This window comes from Bacillus cereus group sp. BfR-BA-01356, assembly GCF_022663635.1.
GTDB lineage: Bacteria > Bacillota > Bacilli > Bacillales > Bacillaceae_G > Bacillus_A > Bacillus_A cereus.
In genome coordinates this window covers 192,315-216,255 of the sequence record NZ_JAKUFX010000001.1, presented here as the reverse complement: position 1 = coordinate 216,255, position 23,941 = coordinate 192,315, and the positions used below count along the sequence as shown (strand labels likewise).

Sequence of the window (23,941 nt, the reverse complement as noted above, 5' to 3'; positions counted from 1 at the left end):
TAATTAAATAAGTACAAGCATATATTGGAACAAGCTAGGCGTAAGGGAGGCTTGTTCCGATATGCGTGTATCAAATGTAACAGTTAGAAAACGACTTATTTTTATACTTATATCAGGTATACTTATTTTCACTATTATCGATATTCGTCTTGGATATGTGCAATTTTTTCTTGGGAATATGTTAACGGATCGTGCGAAAGATTCATGGAGTCGTAATATTACTTTTGAACCCGAACGTGGGAAAATTTTAGACCGAAATGGTGTGGAACTTGCCACGAATAAAAGTGCTCCAACTGTCTTTGTTGTACCGAGGCAAATTGAAAAACCAGCAGAGACTGCAGAGAAGTTAGCTGCAGTATTAGGTGTGGAAAAAGATGAGATTTATAAAAGGATTACAAAAAAAGAATCGATTGTAAGGTTAGATAAAGGCGGAAGGAAAATATCACATGACAAAGCGAAAGAAGTACGAGGATTAAGTTTGAAGGGCGTGTATATCGCAGAGGATTCTATCCGGTACTATCCATTTGGAAACTTTTTATCACATGTATTAGGTTTTGCAGGTAGCGATAACCAAGGTCTTATGGGACTAGAAAAATATTATGATAAAGAGCTAAATGGGGACAAAGGTCATGTGCGTTTTTTTGCAGATGCGAAAGGACAAAGGATGCCTAATGTTGGTGATGATTTCAAAAAGCCAGAAGCTGGTTTAAATTTAGGATTAACAATCGATGCGCGTATTACAAGGATTATGGAAAGAGAAATGAATATTGCGGAGTCAACTTATAATCCTGACGGTATGATTGCGATTGCAATGAATCCTAAAAATGGTGAAATTTTAGGTATGTCTAGTCGACCGAGTTTTGACCCAGCGGATTTTCAAAGTGTCTCTCCAGAAGTGTATAACAGAAATCTACCTGTATGGAGTACGTATGAGCCTGGTTCAACATTTAAGATCATTACATTAGCTGCAGCATTGAATGAAAATTTAGTAGACTTAGAGAAGGATACGTTTTATGATGATGGAGCAGCTGAAGTAGGTGGAGCTAGATTGAAATGCTGGAAAGCAGGAGGTCATGGCAGTCAAACGTTTTTAGAAGTCGTTCAAAACTCATGTAACCCGGGATTTATTGAACTTGGTGATCGCCTTGGTAAAGACCGATTATTTAAATACATTCGTAATTTTGGTTTTGGGCAGAAGACTGGAATTGACTTGCAAGGTGAAGGCAGTGGGATTTTATTTAATTTAGATAAAGTTGGTCCAGTAGAGCAAGCAACAACTTCATTCGGCCAAGGGGTTTCTGTTACACCAATTCAACAAGTAGCAGCTGTAGCGGCGGCTGTAAATGGTGGAACATTGTATCAGCCGTATATAGCTAAGGAGTTTATTGATCCGAAAAATAATCAAGTTGTTAGTAAAAAGACACCTGTTGAGAAAAGAAAAGTTATTTCCAAGGAAACTTCAGAAAAAGTTCGTTATGCATTAGAGAATGTTGTAGCGAAAGGTTCTGGTAAAGGTGCTTATATTGATGGATATCGTGTAGGTGGAAAAACGGGTACTGCTCAAAAGGTGAAAGATGGTAAATATTTAGAGAATAATTATATAGTATCTTTTATCGGATTTGCTCCAGCGGATGATCCAGAGATTGTTGTGTATGTTGCTGTTGATAATCCAAAAGGGGTTACACAGTTTGGTGGAGTGGTAGCAGCTCCGATTGTCGGGAATATCCTTCGAGATGCGCTTCCTGTTATGGGAGTGAAACCGAGAAAAGAACAAGTTGAGAAAGAATATAAATGGGGCGATACACCAACTGTGGAAGTTCCGAATTTAATTGGAATGAAAAAGAAAGACTTACAAACACAACTCGTCGATTTGAAGCTTGATATAAGTGGAGATGGAGAGAAAGTAATTAAACAATCACCAGAAGCGGGAGCTAAAGTAAAAGAAGGCTCAAAAATTAGAATTTACTTCGGGAATTAAAGGTAACATAGTACGTTTTATGGTACAATTGGTGGAAGTGAGTTCTTTATAGAACAGTTACTTAATTTGAGACAGTAAGTGTCTCATTCATAAATAGGTCAGTAGCACTTACCTCCTTATATAGGAGGTAATGTGTTGCTTACTGAAAAAAAGATAAATAAACAATGTAGAGAGGGTTTAGTGAAATGAAGTTGCATACACTTGTATCATGTTTGCATGATTTTCCAGTTGTTCCAAAAGAAAATCCAGAAATCACATCTATAGAAGCTGATTCACGTAAAGTGAAAGAGGGAAGCTTATTTGTATGTATGAAAGGATATACGGTTGATAGCCATGATTTTGCTAAGCAAGCAGCGGCACAAGGAGCGGCTGCTATTGTTGCGGAAAGACCAATTGATGTTGACGTTCCAGTTGTACTTGTGAAAAATACTTTTCGTTCGTTAGCGGTTTTAGCTGATTATTTTTATGGTCAACCGACACACAAGTTACATTTAATCGGAATTACAGGTACAAATGGAAAGACAACAACATCGCATATTATGGATGAGATTATGCGAGCACATGGTCATAAAACAGGGCTAATTGGAACGATTAATATGAAAATCGGTGATGAAACATTTGAGGTGAAAAATACAACACCAGATGCACTAACACTTCAACAGACGTTTTCAAAAATGGTTGAACAAGGTGTGGACAGCACGGTAATGGAAGTTTCGTCACATGCGTTAAATCTTGGTCGTGTACACGGATGTGATTACGATGTAGCGGTGTTTACGAATTTAACACAAGATCATTTAGACTATCATAAAACGATGGAAGAATATAAACATGCAAAAGGGTTACTATTTGCACAGCTTGGCAATAGTTATAATCATAATCGTGAAAAGTACGCTGTGCTGAATAGCGATGATAATGTAACAGAAGAGTATATGAGAAGTACTGCAGCAACAGTTGTAACATATGGTATTGATACAACAAGTGACATTATGGCAAAAAATATCGTTATGACGAGTGGCGGGACTACATTTACGCTTGTCACACCATATGAAAGTGTAAATGTTACGATGAAATTAATAGGTAAATTTAATGTATATAACGTACTTGCAGCAACAGCAGCAGGACTTGTTTCGGGTGTGAAATTAGAAACAATCATTGCTGTTATAAAGGATTTAGCTGGGGTTCCAGGACGTTTTGAAGTTGTTGATGGAGGGCAAAATTATACAGTTATTGTTGATTACGCACATACGCCAGATAGTTTAGAAAATGTATTAAAAACTGCAAAACAATTTGCAAAAGGTGATGTGTATTGTATCGTTGGTTGTGGCGGCGATAGGGACCGAACGAAGAGACCGATAATGGCAAGTGTTGCAACAAAATATGCAACTCATGCAATTTATACATCAGATAATCCAAGAAGTGAAGATCCAGCGGCTATTTTAGATGATATGGTACATGGTGCAAGCGGGAAAAATTATGAAATGATCATTGATAGAAAAGAAGCAATACACCATGCAATCGCTAAAGCGAAAGCAGATGATATCATTATTATTGCTGGTAAGGGGCATGAAACGTATCAAATTATTGGTAAAGAAGTTCATCATTTCGATGATCGTGAAGTTGCTAAAGAAGCAATTACAGGGCGTTTAAACAACGAAGAGTAACAACGTGAGAGGAGGACTACATGTGCTTGAGCAAGGTTTATTAGTAACGGCTGGGGTAGCATTCTTAATTTCTGTTGCCCTTTCGCCATTGTTTATTCCATTTTTAAGAAAATTAAAGTTCGGACAGAGTATTCGTGATGAGGGACCGAAGTCACATCAAAAAAAATCAGGGACACCGACAATGGGTGGTATCGTCATATACGTATCTATGATGGTAACTTCACTTATTATGGCGATTAAGTTTAATTATTTAGGTGCAGAGGTTTCGTTATTACTATTAGTGACGTTTGGTTACGGATTGATTGGATTTTTAGATGACTACATAAAGGTAGTTAAGAAGAGAAATCTTGGTTTAACATCAAAGCAAAAATTAGTAGGTCAGCTTGTTATTGCTATTGCATTCTTTTTAATTGGAAAAGGGCAAGCGTTCCACACATACATCATGATTCCGGGAACGGATGTTAAGTTTGAATTAGGTTGGGCGTATTTCGTACTTGTACTATTTATGCTTATTGGTGGATCAAATGCAGTTAACTTAACTGACGGTTTAGATGGTTTATTATCAGGAACAGCTGCTATTGCATTTGGAGCATTTAGTATTATTGCTGTGGCACAAGAGCAATTTGGAGTAGCGATATTCTGTATGGCAGTTGTAGGAGCTGTACTTGGATTTTTAGTATTCAATGCGAATCCAGCAAAAGTGTTTATGGGAGATACAGGTTCATTAGCTTTAGGTGGAGCCATTGCAGCTGTAGCGATTTTATTAAAACAAGAATTGCTACTTGTAATTATTGGCGGAGTATTCGTAATGGAAACTTTATCGGTTATCATTCAGGTCATTTCATTTAAAACAACAGGAAAACGTGTCTTTAAAATGAGTCCATTACACCATCATTATGAATTATGTGGTTGGTCAGAGTGGCGTGTTGTTGTGACGTTTTGGTCTGCAGGATTTTTATTAGCTGTGTTAGGAATTTATATCGGGGTGTGGATGTAATTGAAAACTGTAACTGAATTTCAAAATAAGAATATTCTTGTATTGGGTATTGCAAAAAGTGGTTATGCAGCAGCTACATTGTTACAAAAGCTAGGGGCAAATGTTATTGTAAATGACGGAAAGCCTTTAGCAGAGAATGTACTTGCTGCAGAATTACAAGCAAAAGGAATGGACGTTGTATGCGGTGGTCATCCTTTAGAATTATTAGAGAGAAATATTTCTCTTGTAGTAAAAAATCCAGGAATCCCGTATTCTAATCCAATATTAGTTGCTGCGAAAGAAAAACAAATTCCGATTGTTACGGAAGTTGAATTAGCATATCGTATTTCAGAAGCACCATTTGTTGGGATTACGGGGTCTAACGGTAAAACGACGACGACAATGCTGACATTTGAAATGCTAAAAGAAGGACAAAAGCATCCTGTAATTGCAGGGAACATTGGAACTGTAGCGTGTGAAGTAGCACAGGATGCAAAAGAAAATGAAGTTGTAGTTACAGAACTTTCATCGTTTCAATTGATGGGAGTAGAATTGTTCCAACCCAAAATTGCTGCGTTTTTAAATTTATTTGAGGCCCACTTAGATTATCATGGGACGAAGAAAGAATATGGTTTAGCAAAAGCAAATATTTTTAAAAACCAAACAGAAAATGATTATAGTGTAATAAATGCGGATGATGCGGATGTGATGGCTTTGTCTGCGTATTCTAAAGGTCAAAAAATCCTGTTTTCGACAACGAAAGAAATTGAAGATGGTGCGTGTATAAAAGATAACGCTCTTTATTTCAAAGGTGAAAAAGTTGTTGAAGTAAGCGATATCGTTTTACCTGGTCAACATAATCTAGAAAATATTTTAGCTGCGATGAGTATTGCGAAATTATTAGGTACTTCTAATGAAGCAATTACGGTCGTGTTAAAACGTTTTACGGGTGTAAAACATCGTTTAGAATATGTAACAACGATTAACAACCGTAAGTTTTATAATGATTCAAAAGCAACGAATATGTTAGCGACTGAGAAAGCACTATCTGCGTTTACACAACCGATTGTGTTACTAGCAGGTGGGCTTGATCGCGGAAATGAATTCGATGATTTAATTCCGTATTTCAAAAATGTAAAAGCGATTGTAACATTTGGACAAACAGCTCCTAAACTAGTAAGAGCGGCAGAAAAAGCAGGATTAGATATAATTGAAAGTGTCGATACTTTAGATGAAGCAGTGGTGAAAGCTTATGCTCATTCTAAAGATGGTGATGTCGTTCTTCTTTCTCCAGCGTGTGCAAGCTGGGATCAATTTAAAACATTTGAAGAAAGAGGAGACATTTTTATACAAGCTGTACATAAACTTATATAAAGTAAATCAAAACATCAGTAGGCTAACACCTACTGATGTTTTGTTACATAGGGCAAAAGGTTCTGCCTAAAGAGGTGGTGTTTGTGGGTAATGAAGAAAACGCCTGATTTTATGCTCATCATCGTAACACTTTCATTGTTGACAATCGGAATGATTATGGTTTATAGTGCGAGTGCAGTTTGGGCCTCTTATAAAATGGGGGACTCATTCTTTTTTGCAAAAAGACAATTACTGTTTGCGGGTCTTGGTGTAGTAGCTATGTTTTTTATTATGAAAATTGATTATTGGGTGTGGCGTACGTATTCAAAAGTGATTTTGCTAGTTTGCTTCATTCTTCTTATTCTCGTTCTTATTCCTGGAGTAGGTCTTGTTCGAGGAGGAGCACGAAGTTGGATTGGAATCGGAGCATTTTCGATTCAACCGTCAGAATTTATGAAGTTTGCGATGATTATTTTCTTGGCAAAGTTTTTAGCAGAACGGCAAAAATTGATTACATCTTTTAAACGTGGTTTATTACCGGCTCTTAGTTTTGTGTTTCTTGCTTTTGGGATGATTATGTTACAGCCAGACCTTGGGACAGGAACGGTAATGGTTGGGACATGTATCATTATGATATTCATTTCGGGAGCGAGGGTCTTTCACTTTGCAATGTTTGGTTTGATTGGTGTAGAAGGATTTGTAGGGTTAATTGCATCAGCACCGTATCGAATGAAACGCATTACATCATATTTAGATCCGTGGTCAGATCCGCTCGGGAGTGGATTTCAAATTATCCAATCATTACTTGCAATTGGACCTGGTGGATTATTTGGGCTTGGACTTGGACAAAGTAGACAAAAATTTCTTTATTTACCTGAACCACAAACTGACTTTATATTTGCGATCTTATCCGAGGAATTAGGTTTTATTGGTGGTTCATTTGTGTTATTATTATTTAGTCTATTATTATGGCGCGGGATTCGTATCGCATTAGGAGCGCCAGATTTATATGGTACGTTTTTAGCAGTAGGTATTGTGGCGATGATTGCGATTCAAGTAATGATTAATGTTGGTGTTGTAACAGGACTGATGCCTGTTACGGGTATTACCTTGCCGTTTTTAAGTTATGGTGGATCAAGTTTGACATTAATGTTAATGGCAGTAGGTGTATTATTAAATATAAGTCGCCATTCTCGCTACTAAACCCTGTTTATAAGACAGGGTTTTTCGTATGTGTGTAAAAATGCAATATGTATATAGAAATAAATATAATGGAAATAAGAAAAGAGAAGCGGAGGAGTTAGTAGTGCGTGTATTAGTGAGTGGTGGGGGTACTGGTGGTCATATTTATCCAGCTCTTGCTTTAATTAGAGAAATAAAAAAGTTAAATCCAGAAGCAAGATTTTTATATATTGGTACGGAAAATGGACTAGAGAGTACAATCGTTCCAAAAGCAGGTATACCATTTCAATCTATTGTTATAAGTGGAATTAAACGAAAAATATCATTAGATAATGTGAAAACAGTAATGCGTTTTCTAAAAGGTGTACAGGATAGTAAACGATATATTCGTCGTTTTAATCCGGATATCGTAATTGGAACGGGTGGATATGTATGTGGACCAGTTGTATACGCTGCAGCCAAATTAGGTATTCCAACTATTGTACATGAACAAAATAGTGTACCAGGTGTAACGAACAAGTTTTTAAGCCGTTATGTTGATAAAGTTGCTGTTTGTTTTGAAGTAGCTATAGAGCATTTTCCAGAGTCAAAAGTGGTAATGACAGGTAATCCACGAGCATCAGAGGTAATGGATCAAAATGGAATGAAGGGGAAACGTTCAGTTGGGCTTTCTCTTCCTAAAAAGTCTGTACTTATATTTGGTGGAAGTCGTGGGGCTAGACCGATTAACGATGCCTTCGTTGAAGCAATTGAACAGTTTGGGAACAAAAGCTACGAAATACTATATGTAACAGGTGAAGTACATTATGACAAAGTGATGGAAGCCGTGAAGCAAAAAGGGAACCCAAGCAATGTTATTATTAAGCCGTTCATTCATAATATGCCAGAGGTACTAACTGGTGTAGACCTTGTTGTTTCAAGGGCTGGGGCAACAACACTTGCAGAATTAACAGCGTTAGGAAAACCAAGTGTGTTAATACCGAGTCCGTATGTAACAAATAATCATCAGGAAAAGAATGCACGTTCAGTTGTTGATAAAGGAGCGGCAAAAATGTTACTAGAAAAAGATTTAACAGCTGAAACGCTTATTCGTGATATTGATGAGATTTTATTAGATGCACAAACATTACAAAATATGAAGCTAGCTGCTAAGCAACTAGGTATTCCAGATGCAGCAAATAAGCTGTATGAAGTAATGAATAAGCTTGTAAAAAAATAAAGTGAGGCTTTAATCAGCGGGGAGTGATTCTCTCTCGTTGATTATTACCTTTCACTAATCGGATGTTTACTGGTATCCTCATTCCGCCTAATTTCTTTATTATCGCCTAATTTTGATTTAGGAGCTGTACTGCCCGTAAATAGAGGGATAACGTTAGGTGAACGCCCTGCATATTATTGTCATAAGGAGACTTAATATGGGGGAGATTGTCTATGGAACAATTAGTAAATGAGCTTATAGAAGCAGACGTTGGTCGTGTTTTAGTTAACGAGCCGTTAGCACGTTATACAACTATGAAAATAGGTGGACCAGCGGATATTTTAATTGTGCCAAAGCATGTAGCCGGTATTGAAAAAACATTACAGTTAGTAAAACAATACAAAACGAAGTGGACTGTAATTGGTCGCGGTTCAAACCTTCTTGTATCTGATCAAGGCATAGAAGGTGTTGTTATTCGTTTAGGAGAAGGATTAGATCACTTAGAGGTCGAAAAACATAAGGTAAGAGTTGGTAGTGGATATCCTCTTATTAAATTGTCAACTTTACTTAGTCGTCAAGGGTTAGCTGGATTGGAGTTTGCAAGCGGTATTCCAGGAAGTGTCGGTGGTGCAGTATATATGAATGCAGGTGCACATAAATCGGATATATCGAGTGTATTATCGAAGGCTCTCATTCTGTTTGAAGACGGTACAATTGACTGGTTAACGAATAAAGAACTGGAGTTTTCTTATCGGGCATCTGTATTGCAAACGAAACGTCCTGGTATTGTTTTAGAGGCGGTGTTTCAATTACAGGCGGGAAAACGTGAAGAAATTGTACGTAGCATGCAAAATAATAAAGATTACCGCCGTGAAACGCAACCATGGAATCACCCGTGTGCAGGAAGTGTATTTCGGAATCCAATCCCACATTTTGCAGGAGATTTAGTAGAAAAAGCAGGGCTTCGTGGTTATAGGATTGGTGGAGCTCAAATTTCTGAAATGCATGGCAATTTTATTGTTAATACCGGGGGAGCTTCAGCGCAAGATGTATTGTCTTTAATTGAATTAATAAAACATACAATTAAGGATAAATTTGATGTAGATATGCACACAGAAGTAGAAATCATTGGAAGATAACGGTTATTCGTTCCGCTCATTATCATTTATGTTATAATAAGAAGATAAGAACGGCATGAGGAACATGCCGTTCTTTATGTTACATAGGGGGATCGTACATGAATAATAGTAAAGTGATTAAACTACAAGATCGTGTACCAAAATTGAAAAATCAAAAGAAAAAAAACAAAAAAAATGTTAATCATCGATTGATTTTATACATATCAATTTTATTTTTATTAGTGCTCTTTTTAATTTATTTTCGGTCTCCGCTTAGTAATATAAAAAAGATTAGTGTGTTTGGAAATCACTATATGACGGATGAACAAGTAATGAAGGATTCAGGCGTGACATATGATACAAGTTATTTCCGAGTGACAGCACATAAAGCTGAAGAAAACTTAACGAAGCGAAAAGAAATTAAAGCAGTAAATGTAAAAAAACGTTTTCCAAACAATATTGATATTCATATCGAAGAATATGTAACGATTGGTTATATAAATAAAGAGGGAAAATTACAACCGTTATTAGAGAATGGAAAAACACTTGATGTACTACCTAATGGAAAACTTCCTGTTGCAGCACCGATTTTCGAACCTTTTAAAGAAGAGAAAATGAAGGAGTTAATCGCTGAACTAGAAAAATTAACACCAGCTATTTTAAAATCTATTTCGGAGATTCGCTATTCACCAACGAATGCGAATGAAGATCATCTTACTTTATATATGAATGAAGGTTATGAAGTGAGCACTACAATTCAAAATTTCGCAAAACGTATGGAAGCCTATCCGCTTATTTTAAAAACAATTGAGCCAGGTAAGAAGGTATTAATTGACTTAGAAGTAGGTGCATATACGAAAGAATTAGGTGCGGAAGAAAAAAAAGAATAGAATGGTAGTTTTCGTTACTTATAGCAGAAAAAACGAAACGAATGTTCTATTATGTGTATACGAATTTAGAAGAATGGTTCATTTGATGAAAAATATGTAAAAATTCTTAGATTCATACTAGTATTGGTACAAGTTTCACTTTTCTATGAGTACATCTTAGTGTAGACTTATACTTGGCGGTAAACTTTACACTCGAAATAGAATTATTTCAAGATAAGCAGTTATTCATAGTTTACTGCGATATTCTTAATTGAATGCTAAATAAAAATAAGAAAAATATAGGGTTAAAAAAGGGAAACGTATAAAGACGTTGAATATTTTTCTTATAAATAGTAAAGTTGCGATTGTTGTTCCATATATTGAGTTGTATGGTATAAATAAAGAAGGAGGTGCCAAAGAATGAACAGCAATGAAATATATGTTAGTCTTGACATCGGTACATCCAATGTTAAAGTCATCATTGGTGAAATGGTTAATGACAGCTTAAACATTATTGGTGTTGGAAATGTAAAATCAAATGGTTTAAAGAAGGGATCGATAGTTGATATAGACGAGACTGTTCGATCAATTAAAAAAGCAATTGAACAAGCTGAGCGCATGGTGGGAATCCACATTGAGCAAGTTGTAGTAGGTGTCAATGCAAACCAGGTACAGCTACTTCCTTGTCACGGAGTAGTCGCTGTTTCAAATGAAGATCGTGAAATCGGGAATGAAGATGTCTTACGCGTTCTAGATGCAGCACAAGTTGTGTCAATTGCTCCAGAACCTGAGTTTATTGATGTGGTACCTCGACAGTTCATCGTAGACGGTCTTGACGAGATTAACGATCCACGCGGGATGATCGGTGTAAGATTAGAAATGGAAGGTACACTTATTACAGGCTCGAGAACTTTACTACATAACCTACTTCGTTGTGTAGAAAAAGCAGGTCTTGAAATTGTTGATATTTGTCTTCAACCTTTAGCGGCTGCAACAGTTGCAATATCTTCAGATGAAAAAAATAGAGGAGTAGCCCTTGTTGATATGGGGGGAGGATCTACAACTTTATCTATTTTTAAAGATGGAGAGTTACAAGCGACGAGCGTATTACCATTAGGTGGAGACCATATAACGAAAGATATTGCGATTGGGTTGAAAACTTCAACAGAAAATGCAGATCAAATTAAGTTGAAATATGGACATGCTTTTTATGATACAGCATCTGAAGAAGAGATGTTTACGGTTCCTATTATGGGAAGTGATCAAACAGAACAATATTCTCAGTTGGAATTATCGGATATAATAGAGGCTCGTGTAGAGGAAATTTTAATGTTTGTTCAAGATGAAGTGCGTAAGTTAGGAGTAAAGCAAGTGGCTTCTGGTTATGTACTAACTGGCGGAATTGCTTCTATGCCAGGTGTTCTTGATCTTGCATATGATATTTTACATGAAAATGTTCGTGTAGCAACTCCTGATTATATTGGTGTGCGTGAGCCCCAATATACAAGTGGAGTTGGATTAATTAAACATTCTTATCAAAAAGCTAAATTACGTGGGAAAAATGTGCAGGAAAAGCAAGAGTATTTTGAACCAGTACCAGCACCAGCACCAACGCCGGTACAACAGCAACCCACGAAACAAAAAACTCGTAATCAAAACAATAATAATCAAAATGATGACCGCATGATGTCAAAAGTAAAACGTGTATTCCGTTATTTATGGGATTAAAATTGGACACGAAAAATGAGGTTCTAGGGGGATTTCGACATGTTAGAGTTTGATACTACTCAAGATCAATTAGCGAATATAAAAGTTATCGGTGTCGGCGGTGGCGGAAACAATGCTGTAAACCGTATGATTGAACACGGTGTACAAGGTGTAGACTTTATCGCTGTGAACACTGATGCACAAGCATTAAATCTATCAAAAGCTGAAACAAAAATGCAAATTGGTGGAAAATTAACGCGTGGACTTGGTGCAGGCGCAAACCCTGAAGTAGGGAAAAAAGCTGCAGAAGAAAGTAAAGAACAGATTCAAGAAGCACTTCGTGGTGCGGATATGGTCTTCGTAACTGCCGGTATGGGCGGTGGAACTGGAACTGGTGCAGCTCCAGTTGTTGCTCAAGTTGCAAAAGAATTAGGTGCTTTAACAGTAGGTGTTGTAACACGTCCATTTACTTTTGAAGGACGTAAGCGTGCGACGCAAGCAGCATCTGGTATTGCAGCATTTAAAGAAAATGTAGATACTCTTATTGTAATTCCAAACGATCGCTTATTAGAGATTGTTGATAAAAATACGCCAATGTTAGAAGCATTCCGTGAAGCTGATAACGTATTACGTCAAGGTGTTCAAGGTATTTCGGATTTAATTGCAACGCCAGGTTTAATTAACTTAGACTTTGCAGACGTAAAGACAATTATGTCTAATAGAGGTTCTGCTTTAATGGGTATTGGTTCTGGTAATGGGGAAAATCGTGCTGCAGAAGCTGCGAAAAAAGCGATTTCTAGCCCATTACTAGAAACATCTATTGATGGAGCTCAAGGTGTTATCATGAACATTACGGGTGGCGCTAACTTAAGCTTATATGAAGTACAAGAAGCGGCAGACATCGTAGCTTCAGCTTCAGATCCAGAAGTAAATATGATCTTCGGTTCTGTTATTAACGAAGGATTAAAAGATGATATCGTTGTAACTGTAATTGCAACTGGTTTTGATGATAGCATTGCAACTCAACCACCAAAACCAATTATTCGTCCGAATGCGAACCACACGCAACAACAGCAACAACCAGTAGCTCAACCTTCAAAACAGCGTGAAGTAAAACGTGAAATGAAGCGTGAAGAGCCAGTTGTACATGAGCGTCATTCAGATTCAGATGATATTGATATTCCAGCATTTTTACGTAACCGTCGTAGACGATAAAAAAAGGAGCTTTCATGCTCCTTTTTGTTTTTTATGGAAAAGACCTGCTAAGCAGGTCTTTTTTTTTATTTCGTATATTTCAATATATTTTGTTTGTGAAAATAAGAGTATATCATTCTATGAATTTGTACTTTTATTTTTTACCGACAGATTATGTCTAGAAATCACAAAATAACAAAAAAACACCTCCGCAAATTGACACACTTTCCTATTGGATATGCATTATACTAGTCTCAACTTGAAAAAAGAGGTGAATTGTTTGGTTGTTTACGCCGACGTTGTTTGGTTGTTAAACGCCTGCATTGATTTTCTTTTGCTTTTATTAACAGCTACCGTGTTAAAAAAGAAAATCAAAAGATGGAGGCTTGTGTTAGGGGCATTTATAGGTTCAACTATTGTTATTTTTGCCTTTACTCCTTTTGCTTCTATGATGACACATCCAATTATGAAACTACTGTACTCGTTACTTATTGTGTATACAGCATTTGGGTTTACAACATTTAGAAATTATGCACAAACTGTTTTTACTTTTTACTTTGTAACCTTTATGGTTGGCGGAGGATTAATTGGAACTCATTTCTTTTTGCAAACGAATGAAATGGTAAATGGATTGGTTCAATCTCAGTCAATTTCTTACGGTGATCCAATTAGTTGGTTATTTGTTATTTTTGGTTTTCCAGTAATTTATTATTTTTCTAAAAAGCGTATTGAAAGCGTAGAGGTCACGAAAATACACTATGATCAAATTGTGAAAGTAAAAATTCAATTAGCCGAAGAAGAACTAGAACTCGCAGGTCTTATTGACAGTGGGAACCAACTTTATGACCCATTAACAAAAACACCTGTTATGATTATGCATGTTTCATCATTAGAACATTGCTTACCATCTTGGTTAACAGAACAAATTTATTCCAAAACAGAAATTCCTCAAATACCAGAAAATGATTCTGGTTGGGCGACCAAATTACGCTTAATTCCTTTCCGTGCAGTAGGAGTAGAGAGTCAATTTTTGTGGGCAATTAAGCCTGACAGTGTGCAAGTTGACCATGAAGGTAGTTCTATTGTTGTAAACAAAGTATTAATTGGATTAAATACACAACAGCTGTCTACTAATGGGGAGTATCAATGTATTGTGCATCCAAAAATGTTGATTTCGCAAAAAATGGTGATCGCTTAATAAATGAGAGGCGGGATAATATGATGAAATTAAAATTTTATTTAGTATACCTTTGGTATAAAGTATTGCTGAAATTAGGAATTAAGACCGATGAAATTTATTATATTGGTGGAAGTGAAGCGTTGCCACCACCGTTAACAAAAGAAGAAGAGGAAGTTCTTTTGAATAAATTGCCAAAAGGAGATCAGGCAGCAAGGTCATTACTTATTGAACGTAACTTAAGGCTCGTTGTATATATAGCAAGAAAGTTTGAAAATACAGGGGTAAATATTGAAGATTTGATTAGTATAGGAACAATCGGCCTTATTAAAGCGGTAAATACATTTAATCCAGAAAAGAAAATAAAATTAGCAACATATGCATCGCGTTGTATAGAAAATGAAATTTTAATGCATTTACGTCGAAATAACAAAAATCGTTCGGAAGTTTCTTTTGATGAACCACTAAACATTGATTGGGATGGGAATGAACTGTTATTGTCTGACGTGTTAGGTACAGATGATGATATTATTACAAAAGATTTAGAAGCTACTGTAGATCGTCACCTTTTAATGAAAGCATTACACCAATTAAATGATCGTGAAAAACAAATTATGGAACTTCGGTTTGGGCTTGCTGGAGGAGAGGAAAAGACGCAAAAAGATGTGGCGGATATGCTTGGGATTTCACAGTCATACATTTCGCGTTTAGAAAAAAGAATTATAAAAAGATTACGAAAAGAATTTAATAAAATGGTGTGAAGAATAAGACCAGCCGTTATGTAGGCTGGTCTTATTCTATTTAGTTGTATTAGGAAAGATAATTTAAATAAAAAATCGTGAAAAAACCACATGCATAAAATCCCCTTCAAAGGAAATACTTTACACTGTACAGCAACTCCCGATAGGAGGGAACACTTTGACGAGAAACAAAGTAGAAATTTGCGGTGTTGATACAGCTAAACTTCCAGTATTAAAAAATGATGAAATGCGTAAATTATTTCGTGAAATGCAAAGTGGAGAGATAAGCGCAAGAGAAAAATTAGTGAATGGAAACTTACGTCTTGTACTGAGCGTCATCCAAAGATTTAATAACAGAGGAGAATATGTTGACGATTTATTTCAAGTTGGTTGCATCGGACTTATGAAATCAATTGATAATTTTGATTTAGGCCAAAATGTAAAATTTTCAACGTATGCTGTGCCGATGATTATTGGGGAAATACGCAGATATTTGCGTGATAATAATCCGATTCGCGTATCGCGCTCATTGCGAGATATTGCGTATAAAGCTTTGCAAGTAAGAGAAAAATTGATTGCAGAAAATTCAAAAGAACCAACAGCAATGGATATTGCAAAAGTGCTAGAAGTAACTCATGAAGAGATAGTATTTGCTTTAGATGCGATTCAAGATCCAGTTTCATTATTTGAACCGATTTATAATGATGGGGGAGATCCTATCTTTGTTATGGATCAGTTAAGTGATGAAAAACAAAAGGACGAGCAGTGGGTTGAAGAATTAGCATTGAAAGAAGGAATGAAGCGTTTAAATGATAGAGAGAAAATGATTATTAGAAAACGTTTCTTCCAAGGAAAGACACAGATGGAAGTTGCAGAAGAAATTGGGATTTCCCAAGCGCAAGTATCACGTTTAGAGAAGTCAGCTATTAAACAAATGAATAAAACGATTCAAGGATAAGGTCTCACCAATTATGGTGAGACCTTTTTATATGTAATATGGTTTGTGCTCATAGTAGGGGATTAGTGTTCATATAATGAAACTAGCATGGTGTTTCGTATAGATGGCTTCCTGTAAATATGAGAAACAGTTTCCAATTTGTCATATAAGGGAGAGGATAAAAATGGTGATACGAATTTCAGAGTTACAGATGAAGGATGTTATAAATATTTCAGATGGAAAAAGGATTGGGAATATTGGAGATATTGAAATTGATATGAACACAGGGCAAGTTTGTTCTGTTATTATTTCCAAACAGACACGTATGCTAGGTATTTTTGGAAAAGATGTTGAGATTGTAATTCCTTGGAAGGAAATTGTGAAAATTGGGGAGGATGTCATACTTGTAAGAGTAAATCCTGTTAATTCTGTAACAGAATCAATACAAACACCGACAATTTCATAAAGAATATTACAAATTCCTCTTTTTTTTCTGTTAGGATTATGAAAAAATAAAAGTATGGTAAAATAGACAGGAAGTACCATGCTTTTTTCTGTTATTTTAATTAAAAGGAGCCGCTTTATTATGAGAGAACCATTTAAATATGTGGACGGTATACTGTATTTACAAGCGTGGAAAGAACTTGGAAACATTACTGCTGGATTTACGACAAAAGATGGTGGGATAAGTACGGGCTCCTTTCATGCGATGAATTTAGGATTACATGTGAATGATATCGTGGAGAACGTTCATGAAAACAGACGCATTTTAGCAAATAAGTTACAAAAACCATTAGAAAACTGGATTTGCTCTGAACAAGTTCATGCTCATCATGTTGAAAAAGTAGGGCAACAGGAAAAGGGAAGTGGTGTCTATTCATATGAGGACGGCATTTCAAAAACAGATGGCATTTATACGAGTAATGAAGATGTTCTGTTAACGTCTTGTTACGCGGATTGTGTTCCGCTCTATTTTTATGCACCATCACATGGTATGATAGGACTTGCGCATGCTGGATGGAAAGGCACTGTACAAGAGATTGCAAAGGAAATGATTCAAAAGTGGAATGCAGAAGGTATTTCAAGTGATGAAATTCATGTTGCAATTGGGCCGTCGATCGGATCTTGTTGTTATGTTGTGGATGATCGTGTATTAACAGCAGCACAGGAAGTAGTTAGCGGTGCTGTTCCTCATCAAAAAATTTCTGACGGGCAGTACGCAATTAATTTAAAAGAAATTAATCGTATATTATGTGTACAAGCAGGCATAAAAGAAGAGCATATTGTAATGTCATCTCTTTGTACAAGCTGTGAAGAGCAACTATTTTTCTCTCATCGTCGTGATCAAGGTAAGACAGGAAGAATGTTGAGTTTCATAGGTTTTAAGGAGGAAGGAAGCAAGTGACAGTACAAGAAAATTTAGTAATTGTAAACGAAGCTATTAAAGAATCTTGCGCTCGAGCTGGACGTTCGTTGCAAGATATTAAACTTGTTGCAGTTACAAAAACTGTAGGGATTGAAAAAACAAACGAAGTAATTGAAGCTGGAATTATCGATTTAGGTGAAAATAGAAATGAAGGTTTCTTACAGAAATACGAGCATTTCGGTTCAAAAGTTAATTGGCACTTTATTGGCTCATTACAAACGAGAAAAGTAAAAGAAATCATTAATGAAATTGATTATTTACATTCGTTAGATCGTCTTTCGCTGGCGAAAGAAATTCAGAAACGTGCTGATAAGAAAGTGAAATGCTTTATTCAAGTGAAAACCTCATCTGAAGAATCGAAGCAAGGATTGGCAATAGAAGAGGTTGTTTCTTTTATTCAAAGTTTGCAAGAATTCGATAAAATTGAAGTGGTTGGACTAATGACGATGGCTCCATTTACAGAAGAAGAGGAAGAAATCAGACGCTGTTTTAAGGAATTACGTATGCTGCAAACAGAGGTGCAGGAGCTAGAGTTATTACATGCGCCATGTAAAGAATTATCAATGGGAATGTCCAATGATTACACAATTGCAATTGAAGAAGGGGCTACATATATTCGTTTGGGAACGATTTTAGTAGGGAAAGCGTAAAAGGAAGGAGAATCTTATTATGAGTTGGTCAAAAGTAAAATACTTCTTTTTTGATACACCGGAAGAAAAAGAAGCAGCTCAATATGGTTATGAAAAGGAGCAAACAGACATGAAAAAGCAGCAAGATCCACCAGAACAACAAGACGTTACGTTTCCGAAAGCGCAACCGAAGCAAAATGTTGTGAGTATTGAAACAGCAAAACAATCTTCAAAAGTTGTTTTATTAGAACCACGCACATATTCGGAAGCACAAGGGATTGCGGACCACTTAAAAGGTAGACGAGCTGTTGTAATTAATTTGCAGAGAATGTCTACTGATCAAGCGGTACGTATCGTTGACTTTTTAAGTGGTACTGTATACGCTATAGGCGGGGACATTCAAAAAATAGGACCGAAAACATTTATGTGTACACCTGAAAATGTAGATATTGTTGGTGCGATTTCAGAGTTATTCGGTGAAGAAGAAGAAACAAATATAAAGAGGTGGTAATACGCCATGACAACAGTTTTTATAGTGTTAAGTTATGCTATCGAGATTTACTCGTGGGCACTTATTATTTACATTCTCCTATCATGGTTTCCTGGTGCAAAGGAATCAGCTTTTGGAGAGTTCCTGGCACGTATTTGTGAACCGTATTTAGAACCATTCCGCCGCTTTATTCCGCCGCTTGGAATGATTGATATTTCTCCAATCGTTGCGATCTTTGCGTTGAAACTTGCTAAAACTGGTTTGTTCAGTTTATTAAGCTATTTTTTATAGTAAGAAGGTAAATACATGAGCATCTACGAACATTTTAGGCCTGATGAGGAGGTCTTTGTGGATAAAGTGCTAGAGTGGAAGCGAGCGGCGGAATACCATCAAGTGAAGTTAACGGATTTTCTTGATCCTAGGCAACAACAAATTGTTTCTATGGTAATAGGACAAGGTGATGTTGCTGTGCAATTTGGTGGTGCAACGCCTAATGCAGAGCGTAAAAGAGCACTTATTTATCCAGACTATCTAGAATTAAATGAAGAAGAATTTCAAGTAGAAGTATTAGAAATTGACTATCCTTCCAAGTTTTATACGCTAGAACATAGGCAAATATTAGGTACATTTATGTCTCTTGGTTTAACAAGAGAAAAATGTGGTGATATTTTGCTGCAAGAAAATCGTGCCCAAATTGTAGTTGCGAAAGAAATTGTATCGTATATTGAGATGAACTTACAATCAATAGGGAAAGTAAAAGTCTCTTTAGCGTCAGTGCAAGGAGAACAAATTCTACAGATAGATGAAACGTGGGGAGAGAAATCTGGAACGGTTTCTTCACTTCGTTTAGATGTTATGTTAGCTGAAATGTTACATTTATCTAGACAGAAAGTACAACCTTTCATAAAAAATGGTTTAGTAAAAGTCAATTGGAAAACAGTGGAGCAAACTTCTTATGAATGCTATCCAGGAGATGTTTTTTCTGTTAGAGGATATGGCCGAAGTAAATTATTTTCTGTAGAAGGTAGAACAAAACGCGACAAATGGAGAATTTTGTATGGTATACTAAAATGATTGGTTTTTTAGAAGGAAATCCTCCTATTTTGTCGAAGAAAAGATATAATTGAAAGAGGAAATTTAGATAACTACTTGGAGGTGGCGTTGTGCCGTTAACACCATTAGATATTCATAACAAAGAATTTGGTCGCGGATTCCGTGGCTATGATGAAGATCAAGTAAATGAGTTTCTTGATCAAATTATCAAAGATTATGAATTGGTCATTCGTGAGAAAAAAGCTTTAGAAGAAAAAGTTGCGCAGTTAGAAGGGAAGTTAGATCATTTCTCTAATATTGAAGATACGTTAAACAAATCTATCGTCGTTGCACAAGAAGCAGCGGAAGAAGTAAAACGTAATGCGCAAAAAGAAGCGAAATTAATTGTGCGTGAAGCTGAAAAGAATGCTGATCGTATTATTAACGAAGCATTAGTAAAATCAAGAAAAGTTGCTTTTGATATTGAAGAGCTAAAGAAACAAGCGAAAGTATTCCGAACTCGTTTCCGTATGTTATTAGAAACACAGCTTGAGATGTTAAACAACGATGATTGGGATAAACTAATTGAATTAGAAGACGAAGTAGATGAACTGTTGAAAAAAGAAGAAACAGTGTAAGCTTGACGTTTTTCTCATTATTACATATAATTTTAAACAACATATTTATTAAGAAAAACGAAGATAGGGATAAGTACCTTTTCAAACCTTATATAGCGAACTGAGGATGGTGTAAGCTCAGGATAAGGAGATAGTGGGAATATCACCCTGGAGTTCCGCGCTGAACAAATAGAGTAAGCGTAGGCGTGTATTCGCGTTAAGAATATAAAGAGGATTCTATACACATGTATATGATCTACTAGGGTGGTACCGCGGGAGACTTTCTCGTCCCTTTTTGGGATGAGAAGGTCTCTTTTTTATTCCGTTTTTTAAGTGTTTCTTTTATACATGTAAGGAGGAATTGAGCATGGAGTACAAAAATACATTACTGATGCCAAAAACAGAGTTCCCAATGCGTGGGAATTTACCAAAACGTGAGCCTGCAATGCAAGAAAAATGGGCTGAAATGAATATTTACGAAAAAGTACAAGAACATACAAAAGGACGTCCTTTATTTGTATTGCATGATGGACCTCCATATGCGAATGGTGACATTCATATGGGACATGCATTAAATAAAGTATTAAAAGACTTTATTGTTCGTTATAAATCAATGACTGGTTTTAGTGCGCCATATGTTCCAGGATGGGATACGCACGGTTTACCAATTGAACAAGCTTTAACAAATAAAGGTGTAAAACGTAAAGAAATGACAGTTGCTGAGTTCCGTAAGTTATGTGCAGAGTATGCATATGAACAAGTAGAACGTCAACGTGAACAATTTAAGCGTCTAGGTGTACGTGCAGATTGGGATAATCCATATATTACTTTAGAGCCAGCTTATGAAGCACAACAAATTAAAGTGTTTGGTGACATGGCGAAAAAAGGTTATATCTATAAAGGTCAAAAACCAGTTTACTGGTCTCCAACGAGTGAATCTGCTTTAGCGGAAGCTGAAATTGAATATCAAGATAAAAAATCAGCATCTATTTACGTAGCATTCCCTGTAAAAGATGGAAAGAACGTATTAGAAGGTGATGAAAAGTACATCATTTGGACAACGACACCTTGGACATTACCTGCAAACTTAGGTATTTCTGTTCACCCAGAGCTTGAATATAGCATTGTAAAAGTAAACGATGAGAAATATATCATTGCTTCTGAGCTGTTTGAGACAGTTGCAAAAACGTTAGAGTGGGAAAATGCTGAAGTTGTGAAAACAGTAAAAGGTAGCGAACTTGAGTACACAGTTGCAAAACATCCATTCTACGATCGTGATTCATTAGTTATGCTAGGAGACCACGTAACAACAGATGCAGGTACAGGTTGTGTTCATACAGCACCAGGACACGGGGAAGATGACTTCGTTGTTGGTAAAAAGTATGGATTAGAAGTACTTTGCCCAGTCGATGATAAAGGTGTATTAACAAATGAGGCACCTGGATTTGAAGGCTTATTCTATGATAAAGCTAACAAACCAATTACAGAAAAATTAGAAGAAGTAGGCGCGTTACTGAAACTAACATTCATTACACATTCATACCCACATGATTGGAGAACGAAAAAACCAATTATTTTCCGTGCGACAGCACAGTGGTTTGCATCTATTGAAGCATTCCGTAAAGAATTAATAGAAGCTGTAGCAGAAACAAAATGGGTACCAGCATGGGGAGAAACTCGTCTTCATAATATGGTTCGTGACCGTGGTGACTGGTGTATTTCTCGTCAGCGTGCATGGGGTGTGCCAATTCCAGTATTCTATGCTGAGAATGGTGATCCAATTATTACGGATGAAACAATTAACCATGTAGCAGATTTATTCCGTGAACACGGTTCTAACGTATGGTTCGAGCGTGAAGCGAAAGATCTATTACCAGAAGGATTTACACATCCAGGTAGCCCAAATGGGGAATTCCGTAAAGAAACAGACATCATGGATGTATGGTTCGATTCAGGTTCTTCTCACCAAGCGGTATTAGAAGAGCGCGAAGATTTACAGCGTCCAGCTGATTTATATTTAGAAGGATCTGACCAGTATCGTGGTTGGTTTAACTCTTCATTATCAACAGCAGTTGCTGTAACAGGTAAAGCTCCATATAAAGGCGTACTAAGTCACGGTTTCGTACTAGATGGTGAAGGACGTAAGATGAGTAAGTCGATTGGAAACATCGTCGTACCGAAGAAAATTATGGATCAATTAGGCGGAGACATTTTACGCTTATGGGTATCTTCTGTTGACTATCAATCTGACGTACGTATTTCAGATGATATTTTAAAACAAGTAGCAGAAGTGTATCGTAAAATCCGTAACACATTCCGTTTCTTATTAGGAAACTTAGACGACTTTAAGCCAAGTGAAAATGCAGTAGCTGTAGCTGAACTTCGTGAAGTAGATCGTTACATGTTAGTGAAATTAAATGACTTAATTACAAAAGTTAAAGAAGCATATGAGACATACGACTTCGCTGCTGTGTATCATGCAATTCATAACTTCTGTACAATTGATTTAAGTTCATTCTATTTAGACTTTGCAAAAGACATTTTATATATTGAAGGTGCAAACCACGAAGATCGTCGTGCGATTCAAACTGTATTATATGATGTTCTTGTTGCGTTAACGAAACTTGTAACACCAATCTTACCGCATACAGCTGATGAAGTATGGCCATACATTCCAGGCGTAACAGAAGAAAGTGTACAATTAACTGATATGCCAGAAGCTGTACAATTAGATGACGCGGAAGCGTTAAAAACAAAATGGGATGCATTTATGACATTACGTGATGACGTGTTAAAAGCACTAGAAGTAGCTCGTAATGAAAAAGTAATCGGTAAGTCATTAAATGCAAGCATTACGCTATATCCAACTGCAGAAATGAAAGCTATGTTAGAGTCTATTAGCGAAGACTTAAAGCAATTATTCATCGTTTCTGAGTATAAACTTGGTGGTATGATGGATGAAGCGCCAGCAGATGCACCGAAGTATGAACATACAGCGGTTGTTGTTGCTCAAGCAACTGGTGAAACATGTGAACGTTGTTGGGTAGTTTCAGAAACAATTGGTAAAGATGCTGAACATGAAACATTATGTGAGCGTTGTGCAACAGTTGTTAAAGAAAACTATGTAAAATAATAAAAAAAGCTGACTGCTATTGATGCAGTCAGTTTTTTTGTTGATGGCATATCAAAATCACTTTCAGACTCTTTCCTGTGAAGGAAAAATGTGTGTGAGGTAAGCAAATAAATTTCGGACACACTAACTGTACATTACAGCTAGGAGGAATGTACACGTGAATGAAATTTACATGGAAATAAAAGAAGAATTGCAATTGATGAGAAAAGAGTTGCAAGAGAGACTAGCTAAAGAAGTAATGCACAAATATGATGTCGAGTTCAGCCAAGAGCTTGGATATGAAATTAAGGAAGAGATAAAGAAAAAATTGCTATTACATGATATAAAAGAGGATTTAAAGGATGTAGAACGCGCATTATTTAAAATGGAAATAGACATGTATGGTATTTGTGAAGATACGGGGAGATTAATTTCGACAAAGCAAATGAAGACAATGCCGACTGCCCGTACGATTCATGAATTCTTTTATGAAAAGGTAAATGTATGAATACGCACAACGATATTATATTACCTTTTTTTAATTT

General features: G+C 36.3%; 22 protein-coding genes and 1 other annotated feature. All 22 genes read left to right on the top strand.

Annotated elements, in window-relative coordinates; genetic code table 11:
- The first annotated feature begins 61 nt into the window (after window positions 1-61).
- The 22 genes from MR168_RS01005 (at window position 62) to MR168_RS00900 (ending at window position 23,904) form a co-directional block, all read left to right on the top strand.
- Window positions 62-1,978 (top strand): stage V sporulation protein D, encoded by a 1,917-nt coding sequence (locus MR168_RS01005; RefSeq protein WP_001266234.1) that lies wholly within the window; start codon window positions 62-64, stop codon window positions 1,976-1,978.
- Between the two features lie 185 nt (window positions 1,979-2,163).
- Window positions 2,164-3,639 (top strand): UDP-N-acetylmuramoyl-L-alanyl-D-glutamate--2,6-diaminopimelate ligase, encoded by a 1,476-nt coding sequence (gene murE, locus MR168_RS01000; RefSeq protein ID WP_000766320.1) that lies wholly within the window; start codon window positions 2,164-2,166, stop codon window positions 3,637-3,639.
- A 22-nt stretch (window positions 3,640-3,661) separates the two neighbouring features.
- Complete coding sequence (mraY, locus tag MR168_RS00995; protein ID WP_000893060.1) at window positions 3,662-4,636, top strand: phospho-N-acetylmuramoyl-pentapeptide-transferase; 975 nt, start codon at window positions 3,662-3,664, stop codon at window positions 4,634-4,636.
- Complete coding sequence (murD, locus tag MR168_RS00990; protein WP_000860116.1) at window positions 4,637-5,989, top strand: UDP-N-acetylmuramoyl-L-alanine--D-glutamate ligase; 1,353 nt, start codon at window positions 4,637-4,639, stop codon at window positions 5,987-5,989.
- Window positions 5,990-6,079: 90 nt separating this feature from the next.
- Window positions 6,080-7,171: a stage V sporulation protein E gene (gene spoVE, locus MR168_RS00985; RefSeq protein ID WP_086411770.1), complete on the top strand. Its 1,092-nt coding sequence runs from the start codon at window positions 6,080-6,082 to the stop codon at window positions 7,169-7,171.
- A gap of 103 nt (window positions 7,172-7,274) precedes the next feature.
- Window positions 7,275-8,369 (top strand): undecaprenyldiphospho-muramoylpentapeptide beta-N-acetylglucosaminyltransferase, encoded by a 1,095-nt coding sequence (murG, locus tag MR168_RS00980; protein ID WP_086411774.1) that lies wholly within the window; start codon window positions 7,275-7,277, stop codon window positions 8,367-8,369.
- Window positions 8,370-8,581: 212 nt separating this feature from the next.
- The gene (gene murB / locus MR168_RS00975) at window positions 8,582-9,487 is read left to right on the top strand and encodes a UDP-N-acetylmuramate dehydrogenase (RefSeq protein WP_000437024.1); all 906 of its coding nucleotides are present in this window, start codon (window positions 8,582-8,584) and stop codon (window positions 9,485-9,487) included.
- A 98-nt stretch (window positions 9,488-9,585) separates the two neighbouring features.
- Window positions 9,586-10,356 (top strand): cell division protein DivIB, encoded by a 771-nt coding sequence (divIB, locus tag MR168_RS00970; RefSeq protein WP_001065794.1) that lies wholly within the window; start codon window positions 9,586-9,588, stop codon window positions 10,354-10,356.
- Between the two features lie 399 nt (window positions 10,357-10,755).
- Entirely contained in the window at window positions 10,756-12,063 is a 1,308-nt protein-coding gene (gene ftsA, locus MR168_RS00965) for a cell division protein FtsA (RefSeq protein ID WP_242291169.1), read from the top strand.
- A 39-nt stretch (window positions 12,064-12,102) separates the two neighbouring features.
- Window positions 12,103-13,257, top strand: a complete 1,155-nt coding sequence (gene ftsZ, locus MR168_RS00960) for a cell division protein FtsZ (protein WP_000888984.1) — start codon at window positions 12,103-12,105, stop codon at window positions 13,255-13,257.
- A 259-nt stretch (window positions 13,258-13,516) separates the two neighbouring features.
- Window positions 13,517-14,434 carry a sigma-E processing peptidase SpoIIGA gene (gene spoIIGA / locus MR168_RS00955; protein ID WP_000261975.1) on the top strand — a complete coding sequence of 306 codons (918 nt, stop codon included), beginning with the start codon at window positions 13,517-13,519 and terminating at the stop codon, window positions 14,432-14,434.
- A 20-nt stretch (window positions 14,435-14,454) separates the two neighbouring features.
- Window positions 14,455-15,174, top strand: coding sequence for an RNA polymerase sporulation sigma factor SigE (sigE, locus tag MR168_RS00950; RefSeq protein ID WP_086411773.1), 720 nt, complete (start codon window positions 14,455-14,457; stop codon window positions 15,172-15,174).
- Between the two features lie 157 nt (window positions 15,175-15,331).
- The gene (gene sigG / locus MR168_RS00945; protein ID WP_000197753.1) at window positions 15,332-16,111 is read left to right on the top strand and encodes an RNA polymerase sporulation sigma factor SigG; all 780 of its coding nucleotides are present in this window, start codon (window positions 15,332-15,334) and stop codon (window positions 16,109-16,111) included.
- A gap of 163 nt (window positions 16,112-16,274) precedes the next feature.
- Window positions 16,275-16,556 carry a YlmC/YmxH family sporulation protein gene (locus MR168_RS00940; protein WP_000236750.1) on the top strand — a complete coding sequence of 94 codons (282 nt, stop codon included), beginning with the start codon at window positions 16,275-16,277 and terminating at the stop codon, window positions 16,554-16,556.
- Between the two features lie 120 nt (window positions 16,557-16,676).
- Window positions 16,677-17,495 (top strand): peptidoglycan editing factor PgeF, encoded by an 819-nt coding sequence (gene pgeF, locus MR168_RS00935; protein ID WP_001209008.1) that lies wholly within the window; start codon window positions 16,677-16,679, stop codon window positions 17,493-17,495.
- On the top strand, window positions 17,492-18,166 hold the full coding sequence (locus MR168_RS00930) for a YggS family pyridoxal phosphate-dependent enzyme (protein ID WP_000218005.1): 675 nt from the start codon (window positions 17,492-17,494) through the stop codon (window positions 18,164-18,166). The genes pgeF and MR168_RS00930 overlap by 4 nt, the downstream gene beginning before the upstream one ends.
- A 19-nt stretch (window positions 18,167-18,185) precedes the next feature.
- Window positions 18,186-18,656, top strand: coding sequence for a cell division protein SepF (locus MR168_RS00925; protein WP_000119129.1), 471 nt, complete (start codon window positions 18,186-18,188; stop codon window positions 18,654-18,656).
- Window positions 18,657-18,662: 6 nt separating this feature from the next.
- Window positions 18,663-18,926 (top strand): YggT family protein, encoded by a 264-nt coding sequence (locus MR168_RS00920; RefSeq protein ID WP_000214232.1) that lies wholly within the window; start codon window positions 18,663-18,665, stop codon window positions 18,924-18,926.
- A 15-nt stretch (window positions 18,927-18,941) separates the two neighbouring features.
- Entirely contained in the window at window positions 18,942-19,709 is a 768-nt protein-coding gene (locus MR168_RS00915) for a YlmH family RNA-binding protein (RefSeq protein ID WP_002164454.1), read from the top strand.
- A gap of 89 nt (window positions 19,710-19,798) precedes the next feature.
- Window positions 19,799-20,305 (top strand): septum site-determining protein DivIVA, encoded by a 507-nt coding sequence (gene divIVA / locus MR168_RS00910; protein ID WP_001131611.1) that lies wholly within the window; start codon window positions 19,799-19,801, stop codon window positions 20,303-20,305.
- A 51-nt stretch (window positions 20,306-20,356) separates the two neighbouring features.
- Window positions 20,357-20,580 (top strand) — a binding site (T-box leader).
- 71 nt (window positions 20,581-20,651) lie between these two features.
- Complete coding sequence (ileS2, locus tag MR168_RS00905; protein WP_000455951.1) at window positions 20,652-23,417, top strand: isoleucine--tRNA ligase; 2,766 nt, start codon at window positions 20,652-20,654, stop codon at window positions 23,415-23,417.
- Window positions 23,418-23,574: 157 nt separating this feature from the next.
- Window positions 23,575-23,904, top strand: a complete 330-nt coding sequence (locus MR168_RS00900; protein WP_001002955.1) for a TraR/DksA C4-type zinc finger protein — start codon at window positions 23,575-23,577, stop codon at window positions 23,902-23,904.
- Window positions 23,905-23,941 lie beyond the last annotated feature (37 nt).